A 26,459-nucleotide genomic window follows, 5' to 3' on the forward strand; every position below is an offset into this window, starting at 1 on the left:
GGTCACCATCGGTCGCCGTCCTGGTCGTGGCCGTGGCGGCCCCAGTCGCCCTCGTCCCAGGGGTCGGCGGGGGCCGGCGGCTGTGTGCGGGCGGCGCCCTCGTCCCGGCGGGGGCCGGCGGCCGGTTCGTGGTCGTACGGGTGCGCGTCACGGTCGTGGCCCGCGTCCCGTCGGCCGTGGCCCACGTCGCCCCGTCCGTGGCCCCCGTCCTGCCCGTCCGCGTACGTCCGTTCGCGCCGGGGGTCCGAGCGCGGGTCGGGTCGCGGCTCGTCGCGTGGTTCGTGTCGCCGCTCGTCACGCGGGTCGGGTCGCGGCTCGTCGCGCGGCCCCGGGACCGGCGCGTCATCCTGGCGGCGTGCGGCCTCGCTCTGCGCGACGCGCTGGTCGAGCGCCCGGAGGTTGGGCCGGGTGGGGCGGGTGGCGCCGGGGAAGCGCATGTCGAGTGCGCCGGGGAAGGTCTGTTCCCAGAAGTCGCGCAGCGGGACGAGCCATTCCTCGTCCTCGGCGCCGAACTGCCCGCTCAGCTCCTTGAGCAGGGCGAGCTGGCGGGGCGCCACCTCGTGCACCAGCCGGCGGAACAGCGGCGAGGGGGCTTCCGGTGTGGTGGCGAGACCGACCGGCTGTGCGCTCATCAGCCGCTCGCAGACCTCCTCGACGATCCGGCCCTCGTCGAGCAGAGCCCACTGCTCGTAGGCCCGCAGCAGCCCCGCCCAGCTGGAGACGCTGTTGTCGAAGGCCTCGAGGCGCAGGGTCATGGTGGCCGCGCCGCCCTCCTGGAGGCGGATGCGGATCTGCTCGGGCGAGTCGGGTGATCCCTTGACCTCGACGAGGCCGTTCCAGACCGCGCACAGGATGCGGTGCAGGATGCGGCGCCGGTCCTCCTCGGTGCTGGCCAGCCAGTCGTCGCGGTAGCCGAGGCGCTGGCGCCAGTGCAGGAAGTCGTCCACGCCGGCGGCGTCCCGGGCCTCCGCCCAGAGCCGCAGCACGTGCCGCACCTCCGAGACGTCGGTGAGGCTCATGCCGCTGCGGAACAGCACCACCGTGATCGACTCCGTGTCCACGGCACGGAATTCGGGCACCGTCCCGTACGGCAGGCGCAGTTCACGCTTGAGGAAGGCCGCGGCCCCCGAGCCTGCCTCGCTCTGCGGGTGCACGATGAGCACCTTGAGCGGGCCGCTGCCGTCCGGCTCGAAGCCGACCGGGAGCAGTCCGACGAGCTGGGAGCGGAACTGCTCCAGCCATCGGGTGTCCACCTTCGCGGCGGCGTCCTCGTCACCGGCCGCGGCCTGCAGCAGCACCCCCAGGGACGGCAGCAGCGGACGGTCGCCGAGCACGCTCGACTCCACGAACAATCCCTTGACCCGCCGTTCGATGACCTGCTTGATCTCCTTGACCCCGGCCTGCGGCGAACGGCGCACGGACTCCAGGGCCCGCATCCAGTCGTCCGGCCGGATCAGCTTGGCCACCAGGCGGGCGGCGCCCGGGTTCTCCGGCAGGTCCTCGTGCTGGTAGAGCCGGCGGATCACGTCGTCGTAGAAGGCGGCGAGGGTGTTCTGCGGAGGAAGCAGGTACAGCACGCCCTTGCGGTCCTTGCGGTAGAGCTCCTTGCGCCGCTCCGCGAAGAACTTGCGCTCGTCCTCCTCGTGTCCGCGCAGCGCCTTGACCAGCTCGCCGATCTCCTTGGTGGTGCGCAGCAGCGGGGGCCGCCAGCGCGACTCCTGGTCCTTCCAGCCGCGGTGCCACTTCTGCCGGGCCCGCCACCGGTACCAGGCGTCCTGTTCGTCGAGGGCGTTCTGCACGTCGGGGTCGCCCCAGCGGGCCGGTACGAGTCCGCCGACCGCCCGCTTGATCAGCGGGATCTGCGGTGGGTGGACGTCCACGCCCTCGCCGCGTTCCGGGTCGTTCCTGCGGTTGTCGAGCATGCCGACGAACCCGGCCTCCGCGACCCGCTGCGGATGGCCGGGCAGTCCGGCGAGAAGCCTCTCCAGCTTGAACGGGTCGATCACGCCCAGCAGTTCGCGGCAGCCCGACCCCGGCCGGAACTCCTCGACCAGCCGTGGGATCTCGGAGTCCAGTTCCCGCTGGAGCCTGCCGAGTGCGTCGTCCATGTCGCCGAGCCGGTTCCGCAGGGCCTGCATGATGGCCCTGGTGCCCTTGGGCAGCGGGTCGGGCGGCACCACTTCCGGCGCCTCCCGCAACCACAGCCGGCCGATGGCGGAGCGGTCGAACAGGTCGCGGACCCGTTCGGTGCCGTCGTCGGCCGGCTTGCGCGCCTCCTCGTCCATCGCCCGCACGGCCTGCGCCAGCAGCCGGCCCGCCACTATCTCGGCCAGGTCGTCGACCGGCACGGTCAGTGAGGCGGCCAGGCTGGTCGACATGGACCGGTGGCCGATGCCCGACCTGGACGGCTTGGAGCGCTCCACGCTCTTGTTGACGAAGCTGGCCGCGAAGGACTGGTAGTCGCCCTCGGTGCGGCCCTGGCCGCTGTCGTCGCCGAGTTCCGTGCCGATGAGGGACATCACCATCGCGGTGATGGAGCGGCGCAGGTCCTCCGGCTCGATGCCGGCGGTGCGGCTGAACAGGAACGCGGTCTGCACCGTCGACGGGCGCAGCGTGACGAGGCCTTCGCCCGGGTAGCGGACGCCGAGTGATCCCTGCTCCTCCACGTCGCCGAAGTCGGACCGGGCACTGGGCACGTTCTGGTCGTCGACCAGGCGGGAGAGGTCGACCAGGGCGCGGGACGAGTTCAGTTCGGCCTCACGGCCGCCGCCGGCCTCCGGCGGGAACGCGGAGGGCATGACGACGAGCGGATAGATCTTGACGCCCTTGACCTTGGACCGGCGGAACTCGTGCCCGATGAGATGGATGAAGTCGTAGAAGATGCCGGCTCCGGTGCCGCCGGCCACGGAGAACGCCACGAACACGTCGCAGCCGCGGATCTGTCCGCCGCCCATCTCCCGCAGGTCGCCCTGCGAGTTGCTGATCGCGCCGATCGCCTCACGCAACTGCCGCAGCACCGGCTCGAGTCCGCTGCGCAGCGTCGCGAACAGCGCCGACCTGCCCACGGTCGGCAACTGCCCGGCGCCGGTGTGCAGGGGCGCGACCCGGGGCTGCCGCTCCTGGGGCGGCAGCCAGTGGTGGGTCTCCTCGTGCAGCGCGACCCGCAGCATCCGGGCCACCTCGGGCGAGCTGTCGTAGTCGCTGGGCAGCAGGTCGTGGATGATCCGTGAGGTACGGGCGTGGGCTGCGCTCTCCCCCGCCTTGAGGCCGGCGGGCTGGAGCCGGTCCAGCTCGGACTCGCTGAAGTCCGCGTAGACGAACTGCAGACAGTCCGGCAGCTGGAACGGCAGCCTGCGGCCGTCGGTGACCAGCTTGTTGCCGTCGGGCCCGCACAGCTCCCGGCGCAGTCCGCGCTCCAGGTCCGCGCCGATCCTGGCACCCGTGCCGCCCAGACCGACGTAGAGCATGGGCTGGTAGATCTTCATGTCTGTCTCCCCTTGCGCCGCCGTGGACGGGCGCTCGTGGCCGAGAGGTGGGTCAGAAGTTGGGGTCGGGAGGGGTGGTTCCCCGTCGCGGCGGGGCGGCGGAGGGTTCGCCCCGGGTCCGTCCGCCGCGGGGGCCGGTGCGATCGGAGGAGCCCTGCGGCCTCGGGGCCCGCGGTCCCGGCACACGACGGCGGCCGAAGGGGCCGCCGCCCTGGCCCCGGCCCTGCCCGTCCCGGCCGGACCTGCCCGTTCCGGAGGCGGTACGCGCGTCGCCGACGACGAGTTCGAACCCGTCGGCAAGGCCGGCCGGCTGGCCCTGCCCGATGGCCCGCTCCGGTCCGCCGGGCGGCTTGAGCAGGAGTTGTCCGGCCGCCGTGCGCCGCAGGCGGTACGCCTGGGAGCCTCCGCCGCGCCGTAGCGCGGGTGCCCCGCCGCCGGAGCGGCCGACGCCGAAGAGGAACTCCCCGCCGGGGCTCTGGCCGGCTCTGACGGTCAGCGTGTCGGGGCGCTGTCCCTCCGCCCGCAGTTCGAGCCGTACCCCGGAGAGGTCCCGTCGCCTGGCCCCTGCCCGCAGCCGCACGGCGACCACGGCGGCCAGCGCGCACAGCAGGAGCGCCGCGCCGGTGAAGGCCCACCACCACCTGTCCCACAGAGTGGGTTCGGCGGTGACGCGCACCCCGAGGAAGACGTTGTCCACGACCCGGCCTCCGTCGCCGAGGTCGGTCACCGTGATCCGTCCGGACAGCTCGCCCAGGGGAACGTCCGGGCCGAGCGTGACGGTGAACGGGGTGGAACTGCCGCCGGGTGCGGCGTTCACCGTCGCCGGGCTGATGCGCAGCGCCGATCCGGGCGGCTGGTCGGCGAGGGAGAGCCGCAGGGTGTGCGGTCCGGAGTCGTTGTTGGTGACGTCCAGGGTGCCGCTGACCGTCTGGCCGGGGTGGACGTCGCCGCGGTCGACGCTCAGCCCGGCGGTGAGCACCGGGGGGCCCTGCGAAACGCGGGCGTGCAGGGGCCGGCGGTCGCTGGTGATGCCGGGTGCGGTCATCTCGGTGGTGAGCCGCAGTTCCCCGGAGGCGGTGGCGGGGACGGTGAACCGTCCGGCGTAGCGGGCGTCCTTCGCGCTCTCGTCGGGCTTCTTGCCGCCGTCCGCCAGCGGTACGACGACGGGGTCGAACCCCGCGCCGGTCATCCGGGCGGAGACCCGGATGCCGTTGAGCTGCTCGGGGTCGGTGATGACCACGCCCCGCCGGGTCTGCATACGGACCTCGACGACGGCCTCCTCCCCCGGGCGGGGCGAGGCTGGGCTGAGCGTCACCGCGGAACGGAGCCTGCCCTGCCAGATGGCGCGCACGGCGACCTCGCGGTCGCGGTGGCCCTCCGGCGCCTCGATACGGATCCGCCACTTGCCCGGCAGCGGGTTCTTCACCCGCAGCGCCTCGACCGGCCCGTCCTGTCCGCTGGTCTCGAACGCGGAACCGTCGAACTCGCCCTGGGTCGGCACCCGCCGGCCCTTGGGGTCGTAGTAGGTGACGGTGACCTTGGGGTCGTGCTTGCTGACCGTGAGGGAGCCGTCGGTGGCGATGGGCGGGATGGTGACGGACAGGTCGGCGGGCGGTTTGCCGACCGTGCCGTGCGCCACGCGGGCGCAGCGGGCCGCGGCGAAGGTCTCCTGGAGCGCCTTGTCGATCTGCGCCGAGCTGTCGACGACGCGCATCTTCGGGGCGGCGTCGGGCACGTCGGCGCAGCCGTTGCGGAATCCGCCCTCGGCCATCCTGGTCAGCGCGGCCCGGTCGATGCTGTCGCCGAAGCCGAGCGGCCAGATCTGCACGGACTCCCGCCGCGCCCTGGCCAGTTCCTCCGTGAGGCGCTTCGCGCCGTTGGCCTGGCGGTTCGCCCCGTCGGTGCCGTACTCGGGGCTGTCGGAGACGTCGAGGCGGCCGTCGGTGAGCAGGAAGACGACCTTGGGGGTCTCCTTGTCGCTCTTCTCCGCCAGCCGGTCGACGGCCTGCCGCACGGCCGCGGGGAAGTCGGTGCCGGGTCCCGTCTTCTTGTCGTCGCGGTGGGCCAGTTGCTGCACGCAGTCGCTCAGCCGCTGCCGCCCCGCGGTGTCGGCCGTGGTGAGGGCGCATACTTCGCTGACCGGTGACTGGCCCGGTTTCTCCGAGCTGCCGAAGCCGATGACGGCGGCGCGTGAACGGGCGGAGATCTCGCCCTGGGTGATCAGCGAGGCGGCTTCCACCTCACGTGCCAGGTCCTCGTCGGACAGGCTCTCCGACTGGTCCACGACGACCGCGAAGTCGATCGGGTCGGGCCCGTCGGACGCCGGCGCGGCCGCCCTGCCCGGCGGGCCGGCGGCCTGTCCCGGCGCCGCGGCCGGAAGTATCAGGAGTGCGCAGACCAGCACCGGCACACCCGTCTTGCGGAACATTCTCATCGTCTCTCACCACAGCTCGCCGAAGAGGACCAGCAGCGCGCCGAAGGTCAGCGTGCAGACCCCCATGCGCAACCACCGGTATTTGGCGGCCAGGACCGCCCCGTGCACCCGTGCCTGGCCGACCAGCCAGCGCACGACGTCCTCGCCCGACTCCGAGAGCCGGACGAGCAGTTCATCGGTCGGCGTGCCGACCGCGAGATCGCGAAGAAAGGTGGTGTCCGCGCCGGTCCGCGTGCGCGGCAGTATCACGCCGACGAGCATCAGCACGCCCGCCGCGTAGAGCAGCAGCCCGGCGGTCACGGTGGCTGCCGCCGCGCGGGACGCCGGCAGCGGGAGTTCGTTGCGCGAGAAGGCTACGGCCAGTGCGGCGACCGCTCCGGAGAGCAGGATCGCCGCCTTGGCGTCGGCCCGGCCGATGTCCTCGCGTACGGAGTTGAGCAGCCGCTCGGCGACGAACCGTACGTCGCCGCCGGGGTCGGCACCGGCGGAGGCGCTGCCGCGGGTGGGGCCGACGGTGCCGGTTGCGGGTACGGGTGCGGGACCCGCGCCGGGTACGGGTGCGGGACCCGCACCGGGGGCGGGCCCCGGAGAGGCACCGGCACCCGCGCCGGCCCCCCGGCCCGGGGGTGCGCCGCCGTTCACTCGTCCCCCCAGTCGTCGAAGTCCGCGCTCGGCGGGGGGCCGCCCGATCCGGTCGCCGGCCGCCCGTCGCGATCCCGCTCCGCGGACGACTGCACCCGGGTGGGCTCGTAGACGTGCCCCTCGTCGGGGGCCGGGCCGGCGGCGTCCTCCGGCTCCTCGTCCCAGAACGGCCGCCTCGGCTCCGGGGTCTCCTCCCGCCGGGAGGACAGCGCGGGCCGGCCCCCCTCGGGGGACGTGAGCACCCGGTCGGTGACCCTGCCGGTCACCCTGCTGCTGTTGTCCCTCAGATACCGGAGCACCTCGTACATCTGCTCGCCCACGTCGTGCCGCTCCAGCATTCCCGCGTCGAGCAGCCGGTTGAACAGGTGCAGATAGTCGGCCTGGCCCTCCCGTTTCTCCTGCCGGATCGCCTGGCGGATCTCCCACACCTTGTCGGGGTTGCTCGCCATCAGATGGGTGATCTCGGCCTCCTCGCCGCGCCGCAGGACCTCCTCCAGCTGGGCGGCGCGCTCCGCGACGCGTTCGCGCTCGTACCGGTCCTTCCGCCGGTCCGCCTCGGCCTGCGCACGGTCCTTCTCCATCTCGAAGGCGACGTCGTCGCGCTCGGCGACCCGGTCCCTGACCTGGTCGCTGAGGTCGATGAAGACATGCACCCGGGTACGCAGGCCGAGATCGGCGCCCAGGTCCATCCGGCCGGCCCGCAGTTCGGCCTGGACGGCCTCCTCCGCGCGCTGCGCCTCCGTCAGCCGGAACCGGCGGGACACCTGGCGCAGCCCGTACAGCAGGTCGCCGTGCAGCATCTCGCGTACGTCCCAGACGGCCTTCTCGACCACCAGCCGCGGGTCGTCCACCTCCCACTGCACCTCGGCGCGCGTCTTGAACGACTGGGCGTCGCCGGCTGCGGGGAGGGCGAGGTCGAAGGCGGTGACATGGCGTCCGAGGATGACCTCGAAGACGGCACGGGGCCCTCCGAACCAGGGCTTGTCGTGGTCCTCCCTGCGGCTCGGCCACAGCACGCTGTGGCCGCCGTTGGGGTACAGGTACACGGCCGCAACCTGGCCGCTGCGCCGCGTGTACGGCAGGACGCACTCCCGCAGCAGCGGCCCCTTGCGCGGCTCGGCGGCACCGTCCCGCTCGTCGGCGCCTGCACGCTCGTCGGGCCGGAACGGCTGCTGCGCGGGCGGTTCTCCGGCGCCTGACGGGGTCATCGCTCAGCTCCTTCCGCCGCCGCTTCCCACAGCAGGCGGGCGGCGTTCTTGTCCAAGGGGTCGTCCTCGTCCCGGACCAGCCGGGCCAGCAGGTGCCGCACCCGGTCGCGGTCCCTGCGCTCCACGGTGATCAACGGGAGGAAGCCGCGGACCACCTCCAGTTGTGCGGGGTCGTCCGCGCACTGGCGCAGGACCCGCCCGAGTGCTTCGAGCGCCACCTCGCCGGAGCGGGCGGTGCCGAGGGTGAGGCTCACCAGGTCGGCGAGCTTGCCGACCAGGGGTTCGTGGGTGGCGAGCAGGGCCACGAGCAGCGGCCGGCGGGCGTGCTCCTCCAGCGCCTCGGTCTCGTCGAGTCCCCACAGATACGTGGTGCGCGTGGTCAGCGTGCCCAGCACGCTCAGCAGCACCAGGTCGGCGAGTTCCCGCTGTCCGCCGCGCAGCCACGCGCCGAGACGGGAGACGACCGTCGCCGGTTCCGCGCCGGCCAGCAGCCGGGTGACGCTGAACGCCGCGTTGGACAGCGTCGTCACGTCGCCGGCCCGGACCGCCTTCGCCAGCGCGTCGAGGGAGGCGCGGACGGAACCGGCGGCCATGCCGTACCCGTGGGCCAGCAGCGCCGTCGTCACCAGCGCCTCGTCCTCGGACGTGGCCCACTCCTTCAGCAGCGCGCCGACCGCGGGCCGTACGGACGCGTCCCTGGACGCCTCCGCGAGGGCGGTCGCGGCCGACATCTGCTGGACGGGGCTGTCCACCGCGGCCATCGGGCCGATCAGTTCGCCCGCCCCGTGGACCCAGTCCCAGGAGCAGAGGACTCCGGCGGCGACGGAGGCCCGCACCCACACCTGGGGCCGCGGGTCGTCGCACAGGGTGCGCAGCCAGCGCACCACCGGACCGCGCGCGTTGTGGTAGCCGTTCCACACCTCGCGCAGGACGGCGGTCGCGAGGGCCTCGCCCTGGAAGCGGATGGCGCGTACCGGGATCTGGGCGTCACCGAGGTCGAACTCCGCGTCCTCCACGACAGCCCGGGCCAGCGCGGGGCGGTCGTCGGCGTGGGTGCCGAACAGCCGCCGCCCGACGGGCTGTTCGGGGTCCAGGGTGACGGACATCTCCCAGGCGAGCTGCTCGGCGGCCTCGGCGGCCAGGCCGTAGGGCGATCCGTTGAACACGGCGACGGCGATGCGGAAAGCCGCGGCGCCCAGCGCGGGACCCGCCTCGGGGAGGGTGCCGGGACGGTCCGCGCCGGCGAACCACGCACGGGCCTGTGCCCGTACGAAGGTGGTGCAGCCGTCGAGGAGTTCGTCGTCGCCCAGTTCGCCGCGCCAGTGGCGGGCGAGCAGCTCAGCGAGACCGGCGGCCTCCTTGGGACGCAGTTCGTCGAGGCCGAGAGCGCCCTTCAGGTCCTCGCGGCGCGCCAGTTGGCGGCAGGCGTCGAGGGCCTCCGGCGGTTCACCGAGCAGCTGGATGCGCAGGTGGCGGTGGAGGACGTCCTCGGTCCCCGGCGGGCGGAGCTGCATCCCGTAACGGCCGCGCAGCAGCCGGTCGGCCAGGTCCCCGCTCTCCACGAGGACGACACCGAACGCCTTGGCGGTCAGCAGCTGCCTGCTGAAGCGGTCCAGGTGCAGTTCCGTGAGCCGGCCGGGGTGACGTCCCTCGTCCCGGCCGTCGCCGCGGGTGCTCCGGCCGCCCTCCCGCTGCAGCTCGTCGGACGGGAGTTCCAGAAGGTGCCCGTGCTCCTCCTTGAGCATGTCGCCGGAGATCCGGTGCACGGCCTCACTGGGGTCCAGCCGGGTGACCTGGTTGTCGGTGAGCTCGGAGAGCAGGGCGAGGGCCGTGGCCGTGCGGCCGCTCCCCCGTTCCCCGCACAGGACCAGCAGCCCGCATTCGCGCAGCCTCGTCCGCATCCGGCCGTATCCGGGGGTCTCGCAGTAGACCCCGGCGAGCCGGCGCAGTTCCTCCGCGGGCACGGGTCCGTCGAGCATGGCCGGGCCGGGGCCGGCGCCGAACTGGTTGATGAAGTAGTTGCCGTGGAAGTACTGGCCGTCGTCGCCGAAGGTGACGAACCGCTCCGCCTGCCGCGGTGCGAAGGTCCGGCGTGCCGCGTGGGCGGTGCCGGAACCGCCGGTGCCGCCGGCGGATCCCATGGGGCTGCGGCCCGCCGTGGCGAAGGGGTTGGGCGGTTCAGGAGCCGGTTCCGCGGCGTCCTGCGCGGCGGCTTCCGCGTCCGGTTCCGCGGGCTTCCGGTCGGGCGCGGGGGCCGGCTTCTGCTCGTCCGCCGGGGCGTCGGGCGGCGGGGCCTCTTCGTGGTCGCTGCTCATGCGGCACCGTCCCCGTCGGGGGCGGCCGGGCCGCGGCTCTTGCGGATGCCGGTCACCTGACCGTGGAACACGTTGTTCTCGAACGCCGCCACGTCGCCCTGGGCGTTGATGTGGGTGACGGTCGTGCCGGCGGTGTCCGTGCCGCCTGCTCCCCTCGCCGCGTCCGGCGTGCCGGCGGGGCCTGCCGTCCTTGCCCGGTCTGCCGTGCCGGCGGGGCCTGCGGGGCCCTTCGTGCCTGTGGTGCGCGGCTGCGGCGGGTCCGGAGGCGGTGGGCCGTCCCCCTGTACCGGCCCACCGCCCGTCTCGGTCCCCGGTCCGTCCGCGCCGCCCGTACTCCGGTGCACGGTGCCGGGCCCTGACGCGGGCCGGTCGTCGGGCAGCGGGGGCGCGGGTAACCGGGGGATGTGGAACCAGGCGGTCTCGTCGGTCTCCTTGATCCGGACCCGCGCACTGCGGTACGTCTCCGGCTCGACGTAACGGCCGCCCTCCGCCACCACGTTGGCGTAGAGCCAGTCGGAGACGACCACCAGCAGATCGCTGCCGGGGGCGCGTTCCATCGTCCGCCTGGCGACCGGGCTGTCACAGAGCCGTGCCGCCACGTCCACGGCACGCCCCACCAGCCCCCTGCCGTCGTCGAGCACCGGGCCGGCGTTCATCCCGATCCGCAGCCGCAGGCGGTCGGCGCTGCCCGCGTTGTGCTCGCGCAGGCTCTGGAACAGCGTGTCGAGCCAGGTGCCGACCATCAGCGTCGGCGGTACGCCGGGGTCGAGCGCGGCGAGGATCCCGTCTCCGCGGTCCTCCTGGTGGACACGGTCCACCTCGACGCCCACGGAGGCGTACGCCTCGGCGAAGGCCCCGTACATGGCGGCCCGCATGCGCCTTTTCGCGTCGAGGCCCAAGCGCCCCGAGCCGCAGGCGTCCCCGAAGACCACCAGTCTGTTCACGGCTGCTGCACTGCTCACTCGGACCCCCTGGGTGCTGTCGTCTCGGGAACAAGACTCGGTGCGTCGTGCGACGGGCGATGTAGCCGTTTACACAAGTGGCGGGCTTTTCTTCGCCGGTCCGCGCTGCGGCGGTTGCTCGCGGCCCTGTGCGAGGAGCCGCAGCAGGTCCATGTCGGTGACGATCAGCCGCCGGTGGGCGGTGCGGACCACGCCTTGCTCCCGCAGCAGCCGCAGCACCTTGGCGACCGCTTCCCTGGTGGCCCCTATCGCCGCCGCCAGGTCGTGCTGCGGCAGGGGCAGGTCGATGACGGTGCCGTCGCCGTCGGTGCGGCCGACCCGTCCGCCGAGTTCGACCAGGCGGGCGGCGAGGCGCTGGAGCACGGAGCCGGACGCCAGCGAGCGGCGCTCCACGTCCGAGCTCCGCAGCCGGGCGGTGAGCTGACGCATGATCAGCGCCGTGGCCTGCGGCCTGGCGGCGAGGAAGCTGCGGAATCGCTCGCCGGAGACGGCCACGGTGCGCACCTGGCCGAGCGCCGTCACCGTGGCGCTGCGCGGGCCACGGTCCACGGCCGCGAGGTCGCCGACGACCTCGCCGGCCCCGCGCAGGGCGAGGATGAGACGGCCGCCGCGGTCGGTGCCCACGGAGACCACGGCCCAGCCGGAGAGCACCAGGAGCACGAAGGTGCTGGTGTCACGCTCCTCGATCATGACGTCACCGGACGCGTAGACGCGCGGCGCTCCGAGTGCGGTGAGCGTGGCACGGTCCTGTGGGGTGAGGGCGTCGAGGAACGAACGGCCCCCTCCGAACAGACTCATCGACTCGCCCCCCGCAGCGGATGTGCTGGCCCTTCGGGGGACCACGTCCTTCGCCGGCGTTCCTTCCCGCGCAGTGGGCTCACAAGGCACTCGGTGCCACAGAGTTGACCAACCGTCACACTGCGTCGGGGCAATGACGCTATGGGCCGGTCATTGGTCGGTCAATATGACCTCGATGGAGCTCGGGGGCACGAGGGGGCGCACTCATCAACGTGCGGGCGCATGATCCTCAGCCGTACCTCGTGAACGAGCCCCCCAGGTACGAACGGACTCGGGCGCCCGCCGGGCGCCCGAGTCCGTCACACAGCCGTCGCGGCCGGATCGGCCGCGCTCGCCGCCGGGCCGAGGGAGCAGCGGCTCACAGCCGCGGGTCCACCGGTTCCGACTCCAGAGCCAGCACGGCGAACACGGCTTCGTGGACCCGCCACAGCGGCTCCCCCTCGCCCAGCCGGTCCAGCGCCTCGAGGCCCAGGGCGTACTCACGCAGGGCGAGAGAGCGCTTGTGGTTCAGGAACCTCTCCCTCAATCGCTCCAGGTTGCCCGGCCGGGTGTACTCGGGACCGTAGATGATCCGCAGGTACTCACGGCCGCGGACCTTGATGCCCGGCTGCACGAGACGTCCCTTCCCGTCCCGCGCGAGCGCCTGGAGCGGCTTGACGACCATGCCCTCGCCGCCCCGCCCGGTCATCTCCAGCCACCAGTCGACACCGGAGCGCACCGACGCCTCGTCGCCCGTGTCGACGATCAGCCGCCTGGTGACCTGGAGCAGACCGGTGGCATCGTGCTCCACCAGCTTGTCCAGCCAGGCCAGTTGTTCGTCGTGCGGGACCGCGGCGAGCGAGCGGCCCTCGGCCGCGAGGATCTGGAAGGGCGCGAGACGCACCCCCTCCAGTCCGTCGGTGCTCCAGCAGTAGCGCCGGTACGCCTCGGTGAACGCGGCCGCGTCGGCGGTGCGCTCGCGCTGCCGGTCCAGCAGCCCCTCCACGGCGGCACCGCGTGCGGCGGCGGCCTCCAGGGCGGCGGTCGCTTTCGGCAGCACGGCCCCGGAGGCGGCGCCGACCGCGGCGTACTGCGAGCGCAGCAGCCCGGACGCCTTGAGCGACCAGGGCATCAGCTCCGCGTCCAGCAGCAGCCAGCGGGTGTCGAGTTCGTCCCACAGCCCGGCCTCGGTGACGGCCGTGCGCAGGCGTCCGAGGATCTCCTCCGTGACCGCCGGGTCGTCGAAGAACGGCCGCCCGGTGCGGGTGTGCAGCGCTCCGGTGGGACCTTCGACGCCGAACCGTTCACGCGCCGCGTCCGCGTCACGGCAGACCAGGGCCACCGCCCGAGAGCCCATGTGCTTCTCCTCGCACACGACCCTGGCGATGCCGTCGGACCGGTACTGGGCGAACGCCTCCACCGGGTGCTCCAGGTAGCCGTCCTCCCTGGAGGTTGCCGTCGGGGCCATCGTGGGCGGCAGATACGTGAGAAGCCGCGGGTCGACGGCGAAGCGGCTCATCACCTCGAGCGCCGCCGCCGCGTTCTCCTCGCGCACACCGATGCGCGCCATGTGCCGGGTCTCGACCACCCGCCTGCCCTGCACGTCGGCGAGGTCCAGCGGCCGGCCCTCACGCCCGCCCGGCGCCTCCGTGACGAGCGGCCTGACCGGCTCGTACCAGACCTTCTCGGCCGGGACGTCGACCAGTTCGCGTTCGGGCCAGCGCAGTGCGGTCATCCTGCCGCCGAAGACGGCGCCGGTGTCGAGACAGATCGTGTTGTTGATCCATGAGGTGCTGGGGACCGGTGTGTGGCCGTAGACCACGGCGGCGCGGCCCCGGTAGTCCTCCGCCCACGGGTAGCGGACGGGCAGTCCGAACTCGTCCGTCTCCCCCGTGGTGTCGCCGTACAGGGCGTGCGAACGCACCCGCCCCGACGTGCGGCCGTGGTACTTCTCGGGCAGGCCCGCGTGGCAGACGACGAGCCTGCCCTCGTCGAGCACGTAGTGGCTGACGAGGCCGTCGATGAACTCCCTCACCTGCTCGCGGAACGCGTCGTCCTCCTTGCCCAGCTGCTCGATGGTCTCCGCGAGGCCGTGGGTGTGCTGGACGTTGCGGCCCTTCAGCCAGCGGCCGAGCTTGTTCTCGTGGTTGCCGGGCACACACAGGGCGTTGCCGGCGGCGACCATCGCCATCACCCGCCGCAGCACGCCGGGGCTGTCGGGACCGCGGTCGACGAGGTCACCCACGAAGACGGCGGTACGGCCCTCGGGGTGTGCGCCGTCCACGTAGCCGAGCTTGCCGAGCAGGGTCTCCAGCTCGGAGCTGCAACCGTGGATGTCGCCGATGATGTCGAACGGGCCGGTGAGGTGGCGGAGGTCGTTGTAGCGGCGTTCGAGGACGATCTCGGCGCTCTCCACCTCCTCCACGCTGCGCAGGACGTGCACCTTGCGGAAGCCCTCGCGCTCCAGGCCGCGCAGCGAACGGCGCAGCTCACGGCGGTGGCGGGCGATGACATGGCGGGGCATGCCGGCCCGGTCGGGCCGGCCGGCGTTGCGCTCCGCGCACACGTCCTCGGGCATGTCGAGCACGATCGCGATCGGCAGGACGTCGTGCTGCCTGGCCAGCTGCACCAGCTGCCGGCGGCTCTCCGCCTGGACGCTCGTCGCGTCGACGACGGTGAGCCGGCCGGCCGAGAGCCGCTTGCCCACGATGTAGTGCAGGACGTCGAACGCGTCGCCGCTGGCGCTCTGGTCGTTCTCGTCGTCGGCGACGAGTCCCCGGCAGAAGTCGGAGGAGATGACCTCGGTGGGCTTGAAGTGCCGGCGCGCGAAGGTCGACTTGCCGGAGCCGGTGGCCCCGACGAGGACGACGAGCGACAGGTCGGTCACCGGGAGCCGGCGGCCGGGCGTGGTCGTGCCTTCGGAGAGTGTCGTGCTGGTCATGCGGCCTTCGCCTCCTTCTCGGTCATCTCGAACACCGCCATCTGCGTGGGCGGGCCCACTTCGGGGTCGTCGGGCCCGACGGGCACGAGCCGTACGCCGTAGCCGTGGCGCTCCGCCACGCCCTCGGCCCAGTCGCGGAACTCCTGCCGGGTCCACTCGAAGCGGTGGTCGCCGTGGCGCACATGCCCGGCGGGCAGGCTCTCCCAGCGGACGTTGTACTCGACGTTCGGTGTGGTCACCAGCACCGTCCGCGGCCGGGCGGAGCCGAACACCGCGTACTCCAGGGCCGGCAGCCGCGGCAGGTCGAGGTGCTCGATGACCTCGCTGAGCACGGCGGCGTCGTATCCCGTCAGCCGCTTGTCGGTGTAGGTGAGCGAGCCCTGCATCAGCTTGACGCGGGACGCCTGCCGCTCGCCCATGCGGTCCAGCTTGAGGCGTCGGCCGGCGACGGTCAGCGCCCGCACCGACACGTCGACGCCGACGATCTCGGTGAACCGCGTGTCCTTCAGCAGGGCCTGCACCAACTGGCCCTGGCCGCAGCCGAGGTCGAGCACCCTGCTCGCGCCGGCGGCGTGCAGCGCCGCCAGGACGGCGGCCCTGCGCTGCTCGGCGAGCGGTACGGGGCGCTCCTCCGTGTCGGTGGTCTCGTCGACCGCGTTGTCGACGTCCTCGACGGCGAGGTCGTCGGCCTCGGCCAGCCGCACCAGTTCGAGACGCTCCATGGCCTGACGGGTCAGTCCCCAGCGGCGCGACAGGTAGCGGCTGGTGATCAGCTTCTGTTCGGGGTGATCGGCGAGCCAGCCCTCACCCGCGCGCAGCAGCTTGTCGACCTCGTCGGGCGCGACCCAGTAGTGCTTGGCGTCGTCGAGGACCGGCAGCAGCACATAGAGCTGGCGCAACGCGTCGGCGAGCCGCAGCTCCCCTTCGAGCACCAGCTGCACGTAGCGGGAGTCGCCCCACTCGGGGAACCGCTCGTCGAGCGCGACCGGTTCGGCCTCGACCGTGCTCCAGCCGAGCGGCCCGAAGAGCTTGCGGACCAGCTCGGCGCCGCCGCGGGCCGGCAGGGCGGGCACCTCGACACGCAGCGGCATCGGGGCCTCCGCCCGTCCGGGCAATGCGGCGCAGACGCCGCGCACGGCGCTCTTGAACACGGTGGTCAGGGCGACGGCCAGCAGCGACGACGCCGCGTAGGGGCGGTCGTTGACGTACTGGGCGAGTGCCGAGTCGGGTGCGCCGCCGCGGCCCTTGCCCTTGCCGCGCCGCACCAGCGCCACCGGATCCACCTCCAGGAGCAGTGCGGCCGTGCACCGCTCGGCGGACGCCTCGGGGTAGAAGACGTGCGCCGTGCCGTGCGAGGTGGAGAACGCCTGCGCCTTGTCGGGATGCTTGTGCAGCAGATATCCCAGGTCGGTCGCGGGGCGTTCAACGGTGCCGGTGGTACTGATCGTCAGGAACACGCGTTTGAGTATCGTCCGCATCGGCGGCCCCGACCAGGGGTTTTCGTCAGGGGGACGGCCCGTGTCCGGCACGCCACCGGGCGTGTCCGCCGCTCTCTCAGGGGCGCAGCAGCCGCGCGAGCTCCGCGATCTCGCGGGGTCCGACCCGGCAGCAGCCTCCGGCCAGGCGTGCCCCGGCCTCGCGCCATTCCCGCACCCTGCCCGGGTCGTACCCCGAACCGCCCTGCCAGGACCAGGAGACGGCGTCCCACCGTTCGCCGCTGTTCGGGTACACGACGGCCGGCTTGCCGGTGACCTCCGAGGCGAGCGCGGCCGCGTCCGTGGTCTCGCGCGGGTCGCAGCAGTTGACGCCCACGGCGATGACCTGGTCACGGCCTGCGGCGAGCGCGAAGGCCTCGGCGAGCGGCTGGCCGGCGCGCGTGCGGCCGTCCGCGACCGTGTACGACAGCCACACCGGCACGCCGCACCCTTCGGCGGCGTCGAGCAGCGCACGCGCCTCGTCCGTGTCGGGCACGGTCTCCAGGGCGAGCACGTCCGGGCCGGCGGCGGCGAGCGCCTCGATCCGCGGCCGGTGGAACCGCTCCAGCTCGCGCACGCCGAGCCCGTACCGGCCGCGGTACTCGCTGCCGTCCGCGAGCATGGCGCCGTACGGTCCGACGGACGCGGCGACCCACACCTCATGGCCGGCGGCGTCCGCCGCGGACCTGGCCAGGCCGACGCTGCGGCCCAGCAGTCCGGCCGCCTGCTCCCGGCCGAGTCCCCGCCGGGCGAACCCCTCGAACGTGGCCTGGTAGCTGGAGGTGATCAGCACCTGGGCTCCCGCCCGTACGTACGCCGTGTGCGCGGCCTCGATCTGCTCCGGGTCGTCGGCGAGCAGCCGCGCCGACCAGAGGCTGCCGGTCAGGTCGCAGCCCTGTGCCTGGAGCTGGTTGGACAGACCGCCGTCCAGGACGACGGGGCCTTCCTCGAGGGCGGCGGCGAGCGTACGGGCGGGTTTCACGGTGTTCCCTTCGGTCAGCTCAGCTGCGAGCTGACCTGCGACGAGATCAGTTCCAGGTGGTCGAGATCGTCGAGGTCGAGCATCTGGAGGTAGAGACGGGACGAGCCGGTGGCGGCATAGCGCCCGATCTTGTCGACGACCTCCGCGGGCGAGCCCGCCAGTCCGTTCGCCTTCAGCTCGTCCACCTCGCGGCCGATCGCCGCCGCGCGACGGGCCACCTCCGCGTCGTCCTTGCCGACGCAGACCACCAGCGCGTTGGAGTAGACGAGGTCGCCGGGGGCCCGGCCGGCCTTCTCCGCGGCTGCGCGGACCCGGCCGAACTGCCGCTCGGTGTCCTCGATCGACGCGAAGGGCAGGTTGAACTCGTCCGCGTACTGGGCGGCGAGGCGGGGCGTGCGGGTCGCTCCGTGGCCGCCGATCAGCACGGGAATCTTCTGCTGGGCGGGCTTGGGCAGCGCGGGCGAGTCGGACAGCTGGTAGTGCGTGCCGTCGTAGGAGAAGGTCTTGCCCACCTCCGTGGCCCACAGTCCGGTGACGATCGCGAGCTGCTCCTCGAGCCTGGCGAACTTCTCCTTCGGGAAGGGGATGCCGTACGCCTTGTGCTCGTCCTCGAACCAGCCGGCGCCGAGGCCCAGTTCGACCCGGCCGCCCGACATCTGGTCGACCTGGGCGACCTGGATCGCCAGCACACCGGGCAGTCGGAAGGTGCCGGCCGTCATCAGGGTGCCGAGGCGGATGCGCTTGGTCTCACGGGCCAGTCCGGCCAGGGTGATCCAGGCGTCCGTCGGTCCGGGCAGTCCGTCGGAGGAGCCCATGCTCAGGTAGTGGTCGGAGCGGAAGAAGGCGTCGAAGCCGAGGTCCTCGGTGGCTTTGGCGACGGCCAGCAGGGTGTCGTAGCTCGCGCCTTGCTGGGGCTCGGTGAAGATTCGAAGATCCATGGCTCCATCCTGCACCCTGGACTCCCGGCCCGTCGCGGCCGAAGGCTCCCGGTGGCCGTCAGGGCCCGGCGCGGCCGCGGACGGTTTCGGGAGGCCGGTCCGGTTCGCGTTCGGCGAGCCGGCGCAGCATGCCGCGCACCCGGTCGCTCGACTCGTCGGCGGCGTCTATCGTCTCGATGCACTGCCAGTAGAGCCCCTCGTCGTCCGTGGCGCAGGCGACGCCGACGAGTGCGATGCCGACGTCACCGAGCAGCACGTTCAGACCGAGTAACGTGGCCTCCGGATCAGCCACTTCGGTCAGTCCCGTGGCCCGGACGGTGCCGCTGCGCACCATCGGATGGTCCAGCACGCCGCATCCGCGACCGCCGATCTCGCTCAGCCCTCTGGCCTCGCCGCGCAGTTCCGGCGGGCCGACGAGCGCCAGCCGTGCGCCGATCGCCTGCGCGAGCGCCTGGGCCTGCCAGGCCTCCGCGACGATCTCCGGCACCGCGCGGCTCTGGGCCAGCGCATGACGGCACATCCTGACGAGCCGTTCCGCATCCATGTACGCACCCCCGTTCGTACGAAATTCTGCCCACTGAGTTCATTACCCAGAGTGAAGCCCGTTGAGCCGGAAAGCCAGGGGAATTCGGAAATCTGTGGACAGCAAGGCCGTTGTGGATAACTCGACAACTCCGGAGAGTGACGAAGTAGCGTTGTGTGCCCGGTGGTACCCGGATGTTCGTCCCCGGTTCTCACTTCGGCGGGAAACGGATCTCGTTGCGGTCGATCTTCTCCGACAGAGCCTGAAGAGCGTCGATCCCCAGCACCTCGCAGAACTGCAGCAGGTACGCCAGCACGTCCGCGACCTCGTCCCGCACCCGGTGCGCCCCCTCCGGCTCCTCCATCACCCTCGCCGATTCCTCCGGCGTCAACCACTGGAAGATCTCGACCAGTTCGGCCGCCTCGACGCTCAGCGCCACGGCCAGGTTCTTCGGCGTGTGGTAGGGCTCCCAGCCGCGCGCCGCCGCGAACCCGGCCAGTCTGCGCTGCAGCCCCTCGACATCCAGCCCGTCGTCTCTCGTCACGGCACCAGGTCTACCACCGTCACGCCGTCGACCCCCCGCGCGCACGATGCGTCCGTGACGGTCCCCACCAGCCTGATGTGCCCCCGCGCGCACATCTCCGCCCCCAGCGCCACCAGTTGACGGGTCTGTTCGGGGTCGAGGCTGCGGTCGAAGCCGTCGGCGAGCACCGTGAGCGACTGGTAGGCCACGGGCACCTCCGCCACCTGGTCCATGGCGAGCACGCCCGGCCCGGTGAGCAGTACCAGGGCGAGCCCCAGAAACCTGAGCTCCCCTTCACCGAGCCGCCCCACCGGTGTCGAGCCCAGCGCACCGCCGCGCGCCAGCAGGGCACGTACCCGCCCGCCCGCCAGTTCCTCGACCGCGACGTCGGCCACCGCTCCCGCGCACCCCGTCCGCGCCGCCGACGCGAGCCTCGCGTGCCGCTTGGCGCATTCACTGCGGGTGCGGTGCAGTACCTCCGCCAGGTTGTCGCAGCCGCGGCGGAGCCGCCCCGCCCCCGCCGGCACGGGCTGACGCATCCGCTCCGGCCGGGGGTCGCAGGCGAACACCGACCGCAGTGCCACCACGACCTGTTCGGCCGCGGCGAGCACCTGCAACTGCGCCTCGGTGCTCCCCGCGACGCGCAGCGGCAGCAGCGCGGTGCCGAGCCTGTCGTCGGGCAGCGGACCACGGGTGACGGTCGCGGAGCCGGCGGTGTGCCAGGCCGCTTCCACGACGGACCGTGCGGGGTCGCGCAGTGCCGTGGTCAGCAGGGTCCGGCCGCCGGCGGTGAGCCGTTCGCCCGCCACCCGCAGGCTCGGCTCGGTCTGCACGGCCAGGTCGAGCAGGACCGGGCCGGCCGGGCCGTCGACCGTGCAGCCGATACGGAAACCGCGCCGCCCCTGCCTGTCGGCGACGGCCCGCTCCGGGACGCACTCCGCCGGGTCGGGGAACGCGGTGGCCAGGTCGCGGCCGGCGCCCAGGAGCGCCAGCGCCTCGTACGCCTGGAGCGCGTTCGACTTGCCGCTGCCGCTCGGCCCCGCGAAGAGCGTCATGGGGCCGAGCGGGAAGGCGGCGGCGCGGTGCGATCTGAAGGCGGAGAGCCGTAACTGTGTGACGGCGGGCCGGGCGTTGCTCCCGCGGCCGGGCGACGTGTCCGGATCCACGCCCGGCGGGCGGCTCATGACCGGCTCTCTCGCGTCCATGACCTGCGTCTTCGTGTCCATGATCGGGACGGTACGCAGCCCTGGACACGCCGAACCGTTCCGCCTGAGGGACCTTCCTACGAATGAGGTACGGCGGCGGCCGTGGCCCCCTCGACCTCGGTGCCGACGGGCGCGAGCAGGAAGACGTTCCGGTCGACCCGGTGCATCTGGCACCCGAGTCCGAACACCACACCGCTGCTGAAGTCGAGGATCCGCTTGGCGACGTCGGTGTCGGCCCCGGTGAGGTCCAGCAGCACCGGCATCCCCGCGACGAGGTACTCGGCGACCTCGCGCGCGTCACCGAAGACCTGTACGCGCAGGACGATGAAACGACGGTGCTCGGCGGCCTCGTACTCCCGTGGGACCGTGACGTGGTCGACCCGCGACGGCCACTCGTTGCGGCCGCGCAGCGGGACCACCTGGGCCAGGCCCTCCCACTGCTCGTCGGTGACGTCGTACCTCTCGTACCTACTCATGGGTCCATCCTCACCCCCCTCACCCGTTCGGCCCAACAGCGACACGGGTGGAGGAACAGGAAGCCGTGCCCGGGAACACAGCGATCCCCTGGCCCGGGGGTTCCGGGCCAGGGGATCGGCGGCACAGGCTCAGCCGCGTTCGAAGACGGCGACCGTGCGTGCCGGGACCGTGAAGGTGCCCGAACCCTTCTCGTAGGCGGCCGACTTGACGGTCTCGTCCGCGCCGGCGCGCTGGACCGGGTGGAGGGCGTAGTCCTCACCAGCCAGTGCCGCGACCCGCTGGGTCTGCTGCCGCGGACCGGCGTTGAACACCACGACCAGGTCGTCGAGCCGCATCGTGATCACGCCCGGGGTCTCCTCCTTGCCCGACAGCGGGAAGGACAGCGCCGACTGGACCTGCCCGGCGGTGGACAGGCCGAACGCCGGCTCCCCGGTGCGGATCCTCAGCAGGTCACGGTAGGCCGCGGAGGCGCCGTTGATCTCGGCGCAGCCCACGGTCAGCGACGGGTCGGTGAGCAGCGGCTTCGCGAAGCCCCACTTGGGCTTGTTGTCGGCCTCCGGCGGCAGTCCGCGGCCGAATCCGTTGCCGTCGCGGCAGTCCCAGTGGATGGCGTTGAACCAGTCACCGCTGTCGTACGAGTTGCGGTCCAGCGACTTGGACCGCAGCAGGTCCGAGCCCGCCTGCGAGAGCGAGGGTCCCTGCGACAGGGCCGAGGTCGCCATCGCGAGCACCTGCATCCGGGCCCGGTCGGCCGGTGACGTGCCGGCCGGGAGCTTGAACGCCAGGGCGTCGTACAGCGACTCGTTGTCGTGGGCGTCGGAGTAGGCCAGGGCGTCACCGGGCACGGCGGCGTAGCCGGCCGGGGCGCCGTTGTAGTCGACCTCGGAGCCCTTGACGGTGCGGCCGCTGGTGTCGGTGAAGGAGTAGGACGCGAGGTTGCCGGACAGACCGACCTTGATCAGGTCCTGGTAGTGCAGCAGCCGCGCCTTCTGCTCGGCCTCGCTGCCGTTCGCCTTGGACGTGTTGGGGTCGGTGTAGAGACCGGAGGCGAAGCCCTGCACACCCGGGTCCTCGTCGAACGGTCCGCCGCCGCGGACGGCGTCGCGCGCCCGGTCGGAGAAGGTGGCGATGCCGGTGCCCGCCATGTTCTTCTGCGTGGCCTGGACGAACCGGGCGTCGTCGGCGACCTCGCCGAAGTTCCAGCCCTCCCCGTAAAGGATGATCTTCTTGCCGTCCACGCCGTCCCGCTCGAGCGTCAGCTCGTCGAGCGCGGCGCGCACCGCCAGGATGTTCTCCTTCGGGTGGTGTCCCATCAGGTCGAAGCGGAAGCCGTCCACCTTGTAGTTCCGCGCCCAGGTGACGATGGAGTCGACGACGAGCTTGCCCATCATCGCGTTCTCCGGCGCGGTGTTGGCGCAGCAGGTGGAGGTGGCGACGCTGCCGTCGGCCAGCAGCCGCTGGTAGTAGCCGGGCACGATCTTGTCCAGTACGGACTTGTCCGACTGTCCCGCGGCCACGGTGTGGTTGTAGACCACGTCCATGACGGTGCGCAGGCCGTCCTCGTTCAGCGCCTTGACCATCTGCCGGAACTCGACCGTGCGCTTCGTACCGTCCGGATCGGTGGCGTACGAGCCCTCGGGGACGGTGTAGTGCAGCGGGTCGTAGCCCCAGTTGAACGCGTCCTTCGCGGCCGCCGCGGCGACGCACGCCTGCTGCTCGTCCGAGTCGGGTGCGTAGATCTTCAGGTCGCACTCGGGCTGCCGCTGGTCCGACTTCTTCTCGGGGATGGTGCCGATGTCGAAGGCGGGCAGCAGATGCACGTACGAGGTCCCGGCGCCGGCGAGTTCGCGCAGGTGCTTCGAGCCCTTGCTGTCCTTGTCGGCGAAGGCGAGGTAGGTGCCCTTGTTCTCGGCGGTGGCGTCCGCGATCGAGAAGTCGCGGATGTGCAGCTCCTGGATCTGCGCGTCCTTCAGGGGCACGGCGGCGGGCTTCTTCAGCGCCGACCAGCCCTTGGGCGCCAATGACCTGTCGGACAGGTCGACGACGACGCTCTTCTCCGAGTCCGCGGTCAGCGCCAGCGAGTACGGGTCGGTGACCTTGTTGGTGACGACCTTCTGGACGGTGGGGGCCCAGACCTTCACGTTGTACCGGTACGTGTCCCCCTTCCAGCTCTTCCTGCCCTTGACCGACCAGACGCCGCTGGTCCCGTCGCGGCGCATCGCGACGGTCTTCCCCTCGAGTTCGAGGGAGACGTGCTGGGCGGTGGGCGCCCAGAGCCGCAGCGTCGGCACGCCGTGGCGGTCGAAGGTGGCACCGAGATCGGCCTTGGTGGCGCCGGCGGCGTACAGGTCGTCGAGCACTCCCGCGATCTGCACCCCGGTGGCCGTGACCGCGGCTCCGTTCGCGGCGTACTGGGCCGCCACGAGCTGGCTCTTCAGCGCTTCCCGGACACGGTCGCGGTCGCGCGGGTCGACCGTGTGGGCGGTGTACTTCGACAGGTGCGGGAACTTCTCCTTCTGCGCGTCGGTGAGCTCGGTCTTCGCGAGGCGCAGCACGCGGCGGTCACCGGTGAGGGTGCCGTCCTTGACCGCGATCGAACCGTCGCGCGAGTAGAGCAGGGCGCTGGAGGCCGCGGCGTCGCTGCCGTTCCAGGCGACCGTGTTCTCGTCGATCCAGACCGCCTGCGCCTTGGTGAGGTCCAGTGCCGCTCCGCCGCCCTTGGGCTGCGGAAGCAGGTACTTCTCCTGGCCGGCGAGCAGCCACGCCTCGTGGCCGTTCGCCTTGAGGTCGAGCGACTGGTCGGACGGCAGGTCCTTCTCGTCGCCCTTGTGCAGGATGTAGCTGAGTGACGTGGCACCGGCGGCGAGCGGCACCTCGTAGACCGCGCCGTACGCGTCGGTCCGCACCGGCTCCAGCGGCTTCGACCAGTCGGTCGGGTTCGCGGCCCCGGTCCAGGTGTGCAGGCCCCAGCCCGCGTATTCGCCGTCGGCGCGCTTGTAGTGCAGGACGGCCTTGGTGGTGTCCTGCGGCGGGTAGGCGCCTTCCGGCGCCGCGTTCCGCACCTCCGGCCTGCCCTGCTCGATCCAGACCTCGCCCGTCTTCGACAGGTCGATCACGCGGTCGGCGTCGGTGTCCTTCACGCCGTCCTTGTTCACGGCGATGAAGCCGACGGAGGAGGCACCGGGCTTGAGCTTGACGTAGGCGAAGGCGCCATAGGCGTCACGGCCGGTGAACGGCTTGCCCGCGGGCCAGGTGGTGCCTTCGCCCTCGGCGATGTCGCCCCAGGTGTACAGGCCCCAGTCGTCGTAGTCGCCGTCGGCGCGCTTGTAGTGGACGATCGCGTAGTCGCGCTGGGTGGCGCTCGGCGGCTGCTCGACGGCCGGGGCGCCGCTGGTGGTGGAGGCCGTGGCACTCGCGGTACGGCCCGCGCTGTCGACGACGACGGCCTTGTAGCGCAGGGCCGTTCCGGCCGGGGCCGTGATGTGCTGGGTGACCTTGTAGGGGGCGTGGTCGGCGGAGCCGAGGACCTGCCACTTGCCGTTGCCGGCCTGGGCGGCGAACACGACTCGGTTCAGCTGCCCGCCGTCGACGTCCGCGGAGATCTCGACGGTTCCGGTGGCGCCGGCCGCGGGTGCCTCGAGCGTGATCGACGGCACGGCGGCGGGTGCGGCGAGCGGTCCGCCCGCCTCGAGGACGACGGAGGAGAGCGCCGGGACGGTCACCTCGATCTTCTGGTCGGCCCCGCTGCGGACGGTGCCGTCGGCGCCGTGGATCGCGGTGAAGTCCATGGCGGCCGAACCGGTCGGCACCTGGACGGTCTTCGCCTCCGTGGCGTTGTTGACCGCCACGACGTACTCGGTCGCCGCCCGGGCGTCGGTGCGGGAGAAGGCGTACACCGAGTCCTGCGCGTACCGCTGCTGCTGGATGCCGTCACGCAGCGCGGGGTGCGCCTTGGTGAGCTTCGCGAGCGCGGCGATCTGCCGGTAGAGCGGGTGCGAGGTGTCGTACGCGTCCTCGGCGTGGGTACGGCCGGTGCCGATCTGGTCGTCGTCCAGGAAGTCGGCGGTCTTCGAGGCGAACAGCGTCTGACGCGCGTCCTTGTCGCCGCCGGCCCCGGTGAATCCCTGCTCGTCGCCGTAGTAGACGACGGGGTTGCCGCGGCTGAGGAACATCAGCTCGTTGGCGAGCCGGTAGCGCTTCAGCAGCTCCGCGTCGTCGGCGTCCTTGTTGTCCTGCGCCAGGAAGGTGCCGAAGCGGCCCATGTCGTGGTTGCCGAGGAAGGGCACCGACTCGTAGGCGTTGGCCTTGTCCGTGGTGTAGCGGTAGTCCTGCCCGAAGAGGTTCGCCAGCTTCTCGGCGGGCCCGCCCTGCGAGGCGAAGGCGCGGGCCGCGTCCTGGAACGGGAAGTCGAGCGTGGCGTCGAGACGGCCCTGGGTGACGTACTTCGAGGTGATGGCCGGGTCCGCGGAGTAGACCTCGCCGAACATGAAGAAGTCGTCACGGCCGCGCTTCGCGGCGTACTCGTCCAGCGAGGTCGCCCACTGTGTCCAGAACTCGGTGTTGACGTGCTTGACCGTGTCGATGCGGAAGCCGTCGATGTCGAAGTCGCGGACCCAGCGCTGGTAGATCTTCTCCATGCCCTCGACGACCTCGGGACGTTCGGTCCACAGGTCGTCCAGGCCGACGAAGTCGCCGTGCTCGGAGGACTCGCCGGCGAAGGTCGAGTCACCGCGGTTGTGGTACATCTCCGGGTCGTTGAGCCAGGAGGGGACCTTGAGGTTCTTCTTGGCGTCCGGCACGACGGGGGTGCGCGGGAAGGAGTCCTCGTCGGTGCGCGGGAAGCGCCTGGTGCCGTCGGCGTGGTCGCTGTCGTCGAACGGCACGCCGTCCTCGGTCAGATAGGGGAAGGCGCCCTTGGAGAGGTAGCCGTACGACTTCTCCTTGTAGTCCACGACGTCGGCGGTGTGGTTGGTGATGACGTCGAAGAAGACCTTCATGCCCTTGGCGTGGGCCTTGTCGATCAGCTTCTCCAGGTCGGCGTTGGTGCCGAAGTGCGGGTCGACCTGGGTGAAGTCGGTGATCCAGTAACCGTGGTAGCCGGCGCCCGCGTCCTTCCCCTCGCCCTGCACGGGCTGGTTCTTGAAGATGGGCGCCATCCAGATGGCGGTGGTGCCGAGACCCTTGATGTAGTCCAGCTTCTCGGTGAGCCCCTTGAGGTCGCCGCCCTGGTAGAAGCCCTTGTCGGTGGGGTCGTAGCCGGTGGTGAGGCGCGAACCGGTCAGTCCGCCGCGGTCGTTGTTCCGGTCGCCGTTCGCGAAGCGGTCGGGCAGGACGAAGTAGAACTGCTCGCGGGTGAGGTCGTGGCGGGCGGGCTCTGCGGCGAGCGATCTGTCCGACGGCGGCTTCGGCGGTTCGGGCGCCGCGGCCGCCGGAAGGGCGGTCACGAGCGCCGCGACCGTCGCCGTCGCCGCGGCGGCGGCCACGATGTGGCGCAGCGGGACACGGGGGCGTATCAAGGCGGGTCTCTCCTGGATGAGGGTGGTTGTGGTACGAGTGCGGTGCCCCGCGCCCG

16 protein-coding genes are annotated in these 26,459 nt (G+C 72.3%); all 16 read right to left on the reverse strand.

Annotation, left to right across the window (positions count from 1 at the left end):
- Positions 1–2: 2 nt before the first annotated feature.
- Positions 3–3,485, reverse strand: a complete 3,483-nt coding sequence (locus AB0K36_RS11385; RefSeq protein ID WP_364591590.1) for a tubulin-like doman-containing protein — start codon at positions 3,483–3,485, stop codon at positions 3–5.
- 52 nt (positions 3,486–3,537) lie between these two features.
- Positions 3,538–5,919, reverse strand: coding sequence for a VWA domain-containing protein (locus tag AB0K36_RS11390; RefSeq protein WP_364591593.1), 2,382 nt, complete (start codon positions 5,917–5,919; stop codon positions 3,538–3,540).
- A 6-nt stretch (positions 5,920–5,925) separates the two neighbouring features.
- On the reverse strand, positions 5,926–6,561 hold the full coding sequence (locus tag AB0K36_RS11395; RefSeq protein ID WP_364591596.1) for a Pycsar system effector family protein: 636 nt from the start codon (positions 6,559–6,561) through the stop codon (positions 5,926–5,928).
- Positions 6,558–7,769: a hypothetical protein gene (locus tag AB0K36_RS11400; protein WP_364591599.1), complete on the reverse strand. Its 1,212-nt coding sequence runs from the start codon at positions 7,767–7,769 to the stop codon at positions 6,558–6,560. Before AB0K36_RS11400 ends, AB0K36_RS11395 begins: the two co-directional genes overlap by 4 nt.
- On the reverse strand, positions 7,766–10,084 hold the full coding sequence (locus AB0K36_RS11405) for a hypothetical protein (protein ID WP_364591602.1): 2,319 nt from the start codon (positions 10,082–10,084) through the stop codon (positions 7,766–7,768). The genes AB0K36_RS11400 and AB0K36_RS11405 overlap by 4 nt, the downstream gene beginning before the upstream one ends.
- The gene (locus tag AB0K36_RS11410; RefSeq protein WP_364591604.1) at positions 10,081–11,046 is read right to left on the reverse strand and encodes a nucleotidyl cyclase domain-containing protein; all 966 of its coding nucleotides are present in this window, start codon (positions 11,044–11,046) and stop codon (positions 10,081–10,083) included. The genes AB0K36_RS11405 and AB0K36_RS11410 overlap by 4 nt, the downstream gene beginning before the upstream one ends.
- Before the next feature lie 69 nt (positions 11,047–11,115).
- Positions 11,116–11,844: a Crp/Fnr family transcriptional regulator gene (locus AB0K36_RS11415; protein WP_307708838.1), complete on the reverse strand. Its 729-nt coding sequence runs from the start codon at positions 11,842–11,844 to the stop codon at positions 11,116–11,118.
- A gap of 358 nt (positions 11,845–12,202) precedes the next feature.
- Positions 12,203–14,764, reverse strand: a complete 2,562-nt coding sequence (locus AB0K36_RS11420; RefSeq protein WP_364591606.1) for a polynucleotide kinase-phosphatase — start codon at positions 14,762–14,764, stop codon at positions 12,203–12,205.
- Positions 14,761–16,221, reverse strand: a complete 1,461-nt coding sequence (locus AB0K36_RS11425; protein WP_364591608.1) for a 3' terminal RNA ribose 2'-O-methyltransferase Hen1 — start codon at positions 16,219–16,221, stop codon at positions 14,761–14,763. The genes AB0K36_RS11420 and AB0K36_RS11425 overlap by 4 nt, the downstream gene beginning before the upstream one ends.
- 97 nt (positions 16,222–16,318) lie before the next feature.
- Positions 16,319–17,221 (reverse strand): homocysteine S-methyltransferase, encoded by a 903-nt coding sequence (mmuM, locus tag AB0K36_RS11430; RefSeq protein WP_364591610.1) that lies wholly within the window; start codon positions 17,219–17,221, stop codon positions 16,319–16,321.
- 14 nt (positions 17,222–17,235) lie between these two features.
- Positions 17,236–18,159: an LLM class F420-dependent oxidoreductase gene (locus AB0K36_RS11435; protein WP_364591613.1), complete on the reverse strand. Its 924-nt coding sequence runs from the start codon at positions 18,157–18,159 to the stop codon at positions 17,236–17,238.
- 58 nt (positions 18,160–18,217) lie between these two features.
- Positions 18,218–18,703, reverse strand: a complete 486-nt coding sequence (locus AB0K36_RS11440; RefSeq protein ID WP_159685562.1) for a DUF6099 family protein — start codon at positions 18,701–18,703, stop codon at positions 18,218–18,220.
- Positions 18,704–18,893: 190 nt separating this feature from the next.
- Complete coding sequence (locus tag AB0K36_RS11445; protein ID WP_189471773.1) at positions 18,894–19,226, reverse strand: nucleotide pyrophosphohydrolase; 333 nt, start codon at positions 19,224–19,226, stop codon at positions 18,894–18,896.
- Positions 19,223–20,431 (reverse strand): AAA family ATPase, encoded by a 1,209-nt coding sequence (locus AB0K36_RS11450; protein ID WP_435877838.1) that lies wholly within the window; start codon positions 20,429–20,431, stop codon positions 19,223–19,225. Before AB0K36_RS11450 ends, AB0K36_RS11445 begins: the two co-directional genes overlap by 4 nt.
- A 56-nt stretch (positions 20,432–20,487) precedes the next feature.
- Complete coding sequence (locus AB0K36_RS11455; protein ID WP_005310628.1) at positions 20,488–20,886, reverse strand: cell division protein SepF; 399 nt, start codon at positions 20,884–20,886, stop codon at positions 20,488–20,490.
- A gap of 129 nt (positions 20,887–21,015) precedes the next feature.
- The gene (gene pulA / locus AB0K36_RS11460; protein ID WP_364591618.1) at positions 21,016–26,403 is read right to left on the reverse strand and encodes a pullulanase-type alpha-1,6-glucosidase; all 5,388 of its coding nucleotides are present in this window, start codon (positions 26,401–26,403) and stop codon (positions 21,016–21,018) included.
- Positions 26,404–26,459: the final 56 nt, after the last annotated feature.

The sequence above is a fragment of the Streptomyces kurssanovii genome (genome assembly GCF_040677245.1).
GTDB classification, from domain to species: domain Bacteria; phylum Actinomycetota; class Actinomycetes; order Streptomycetales; family Streptomycetaceae; genus Streptomyces; species Streptomyces kurssanovii.

What these genes read in the sequence shown, in the direction of transcription:
- AB0K36_RS11435 (WP_364591613.1), bottom strand. Translation starts at nt 18,159, where the DNA reads ATGGATCTTCGAATCTTCACCGAGCCCCAGCAAGGCGCGAGCTACGAC.
- AB0K36_RS11385 (WP_364591590.1), bottom strand. Translation starts at nt 3,485, where the DNA reads ATGAAGATCTACCAGCCCATGCTCTACGTCGGTCTGGGCGGCACGGGT.
- AB0K36_RS11390 (WP_364591593.1), bottom strand. Translation starts at nt 5,919, where the DNA reads ATGAGAATGTTCCGCAAGACGGGTGTGCCGGTGCTGGTCTGCGCACTC.
- AB0K36_RS11405 (WP_364591602.1), bottom strand. Translation starts at nt 10,084, where the DNA reads ATGAGCAGCGACCACGAAGAGGCCCCGCCGCCCGACGCCCCGGCGGAC.
- AB0K36_RS11415 (WP_307708838.1), bottom strand. Translation starts at nt 11,844, where the DNA reads ATGAGTCTGTTCGGAGGGGGCCGTTCGTTCCTCGACGCCCTCACCCCA.
- AB0K36_RS11440 (WP_159685562.1), bottom strand. Translation starts at nt 18,703, where the DNA reads ATGGATGCGGAACGGCTCGTCAGGATGTGCCGTCATGCGCTGGCCCAG.
- AB0K36_RS11400 (WP_364591599.1), bottom strand. Translation starts at nt 7,769, where the DNA reads ATGACCCCGTCAGGCGCCGGAGAACCGCCCGCGCAGCAGCCGTTCCGG.
- AB0K36_RS11420 (WP_364591606.1), bottom strand. Translation starts at nt 14,764, where the DNA reads ATGACCAGCACGACACTCTCCGAAGGCACGACCACGCCCGGCCGCCGG.
- AB0K36_RS11450 (WP_435877838.1), bottom strand. Translation starts at nt 20,431, where the DNA reads ATGGACACGAAGACGCAGGTCATGGACGCGAGAGAGCCGGTCATGAGC.
- AB0K36_RS11455 (WP_005310628.1), bottom strand. Translation starts at nt 20,886, where the DNA reads ATGAGTAGGTACGAGAGGTACGACGTCACCGACGAGCAGTGGGAGGGC.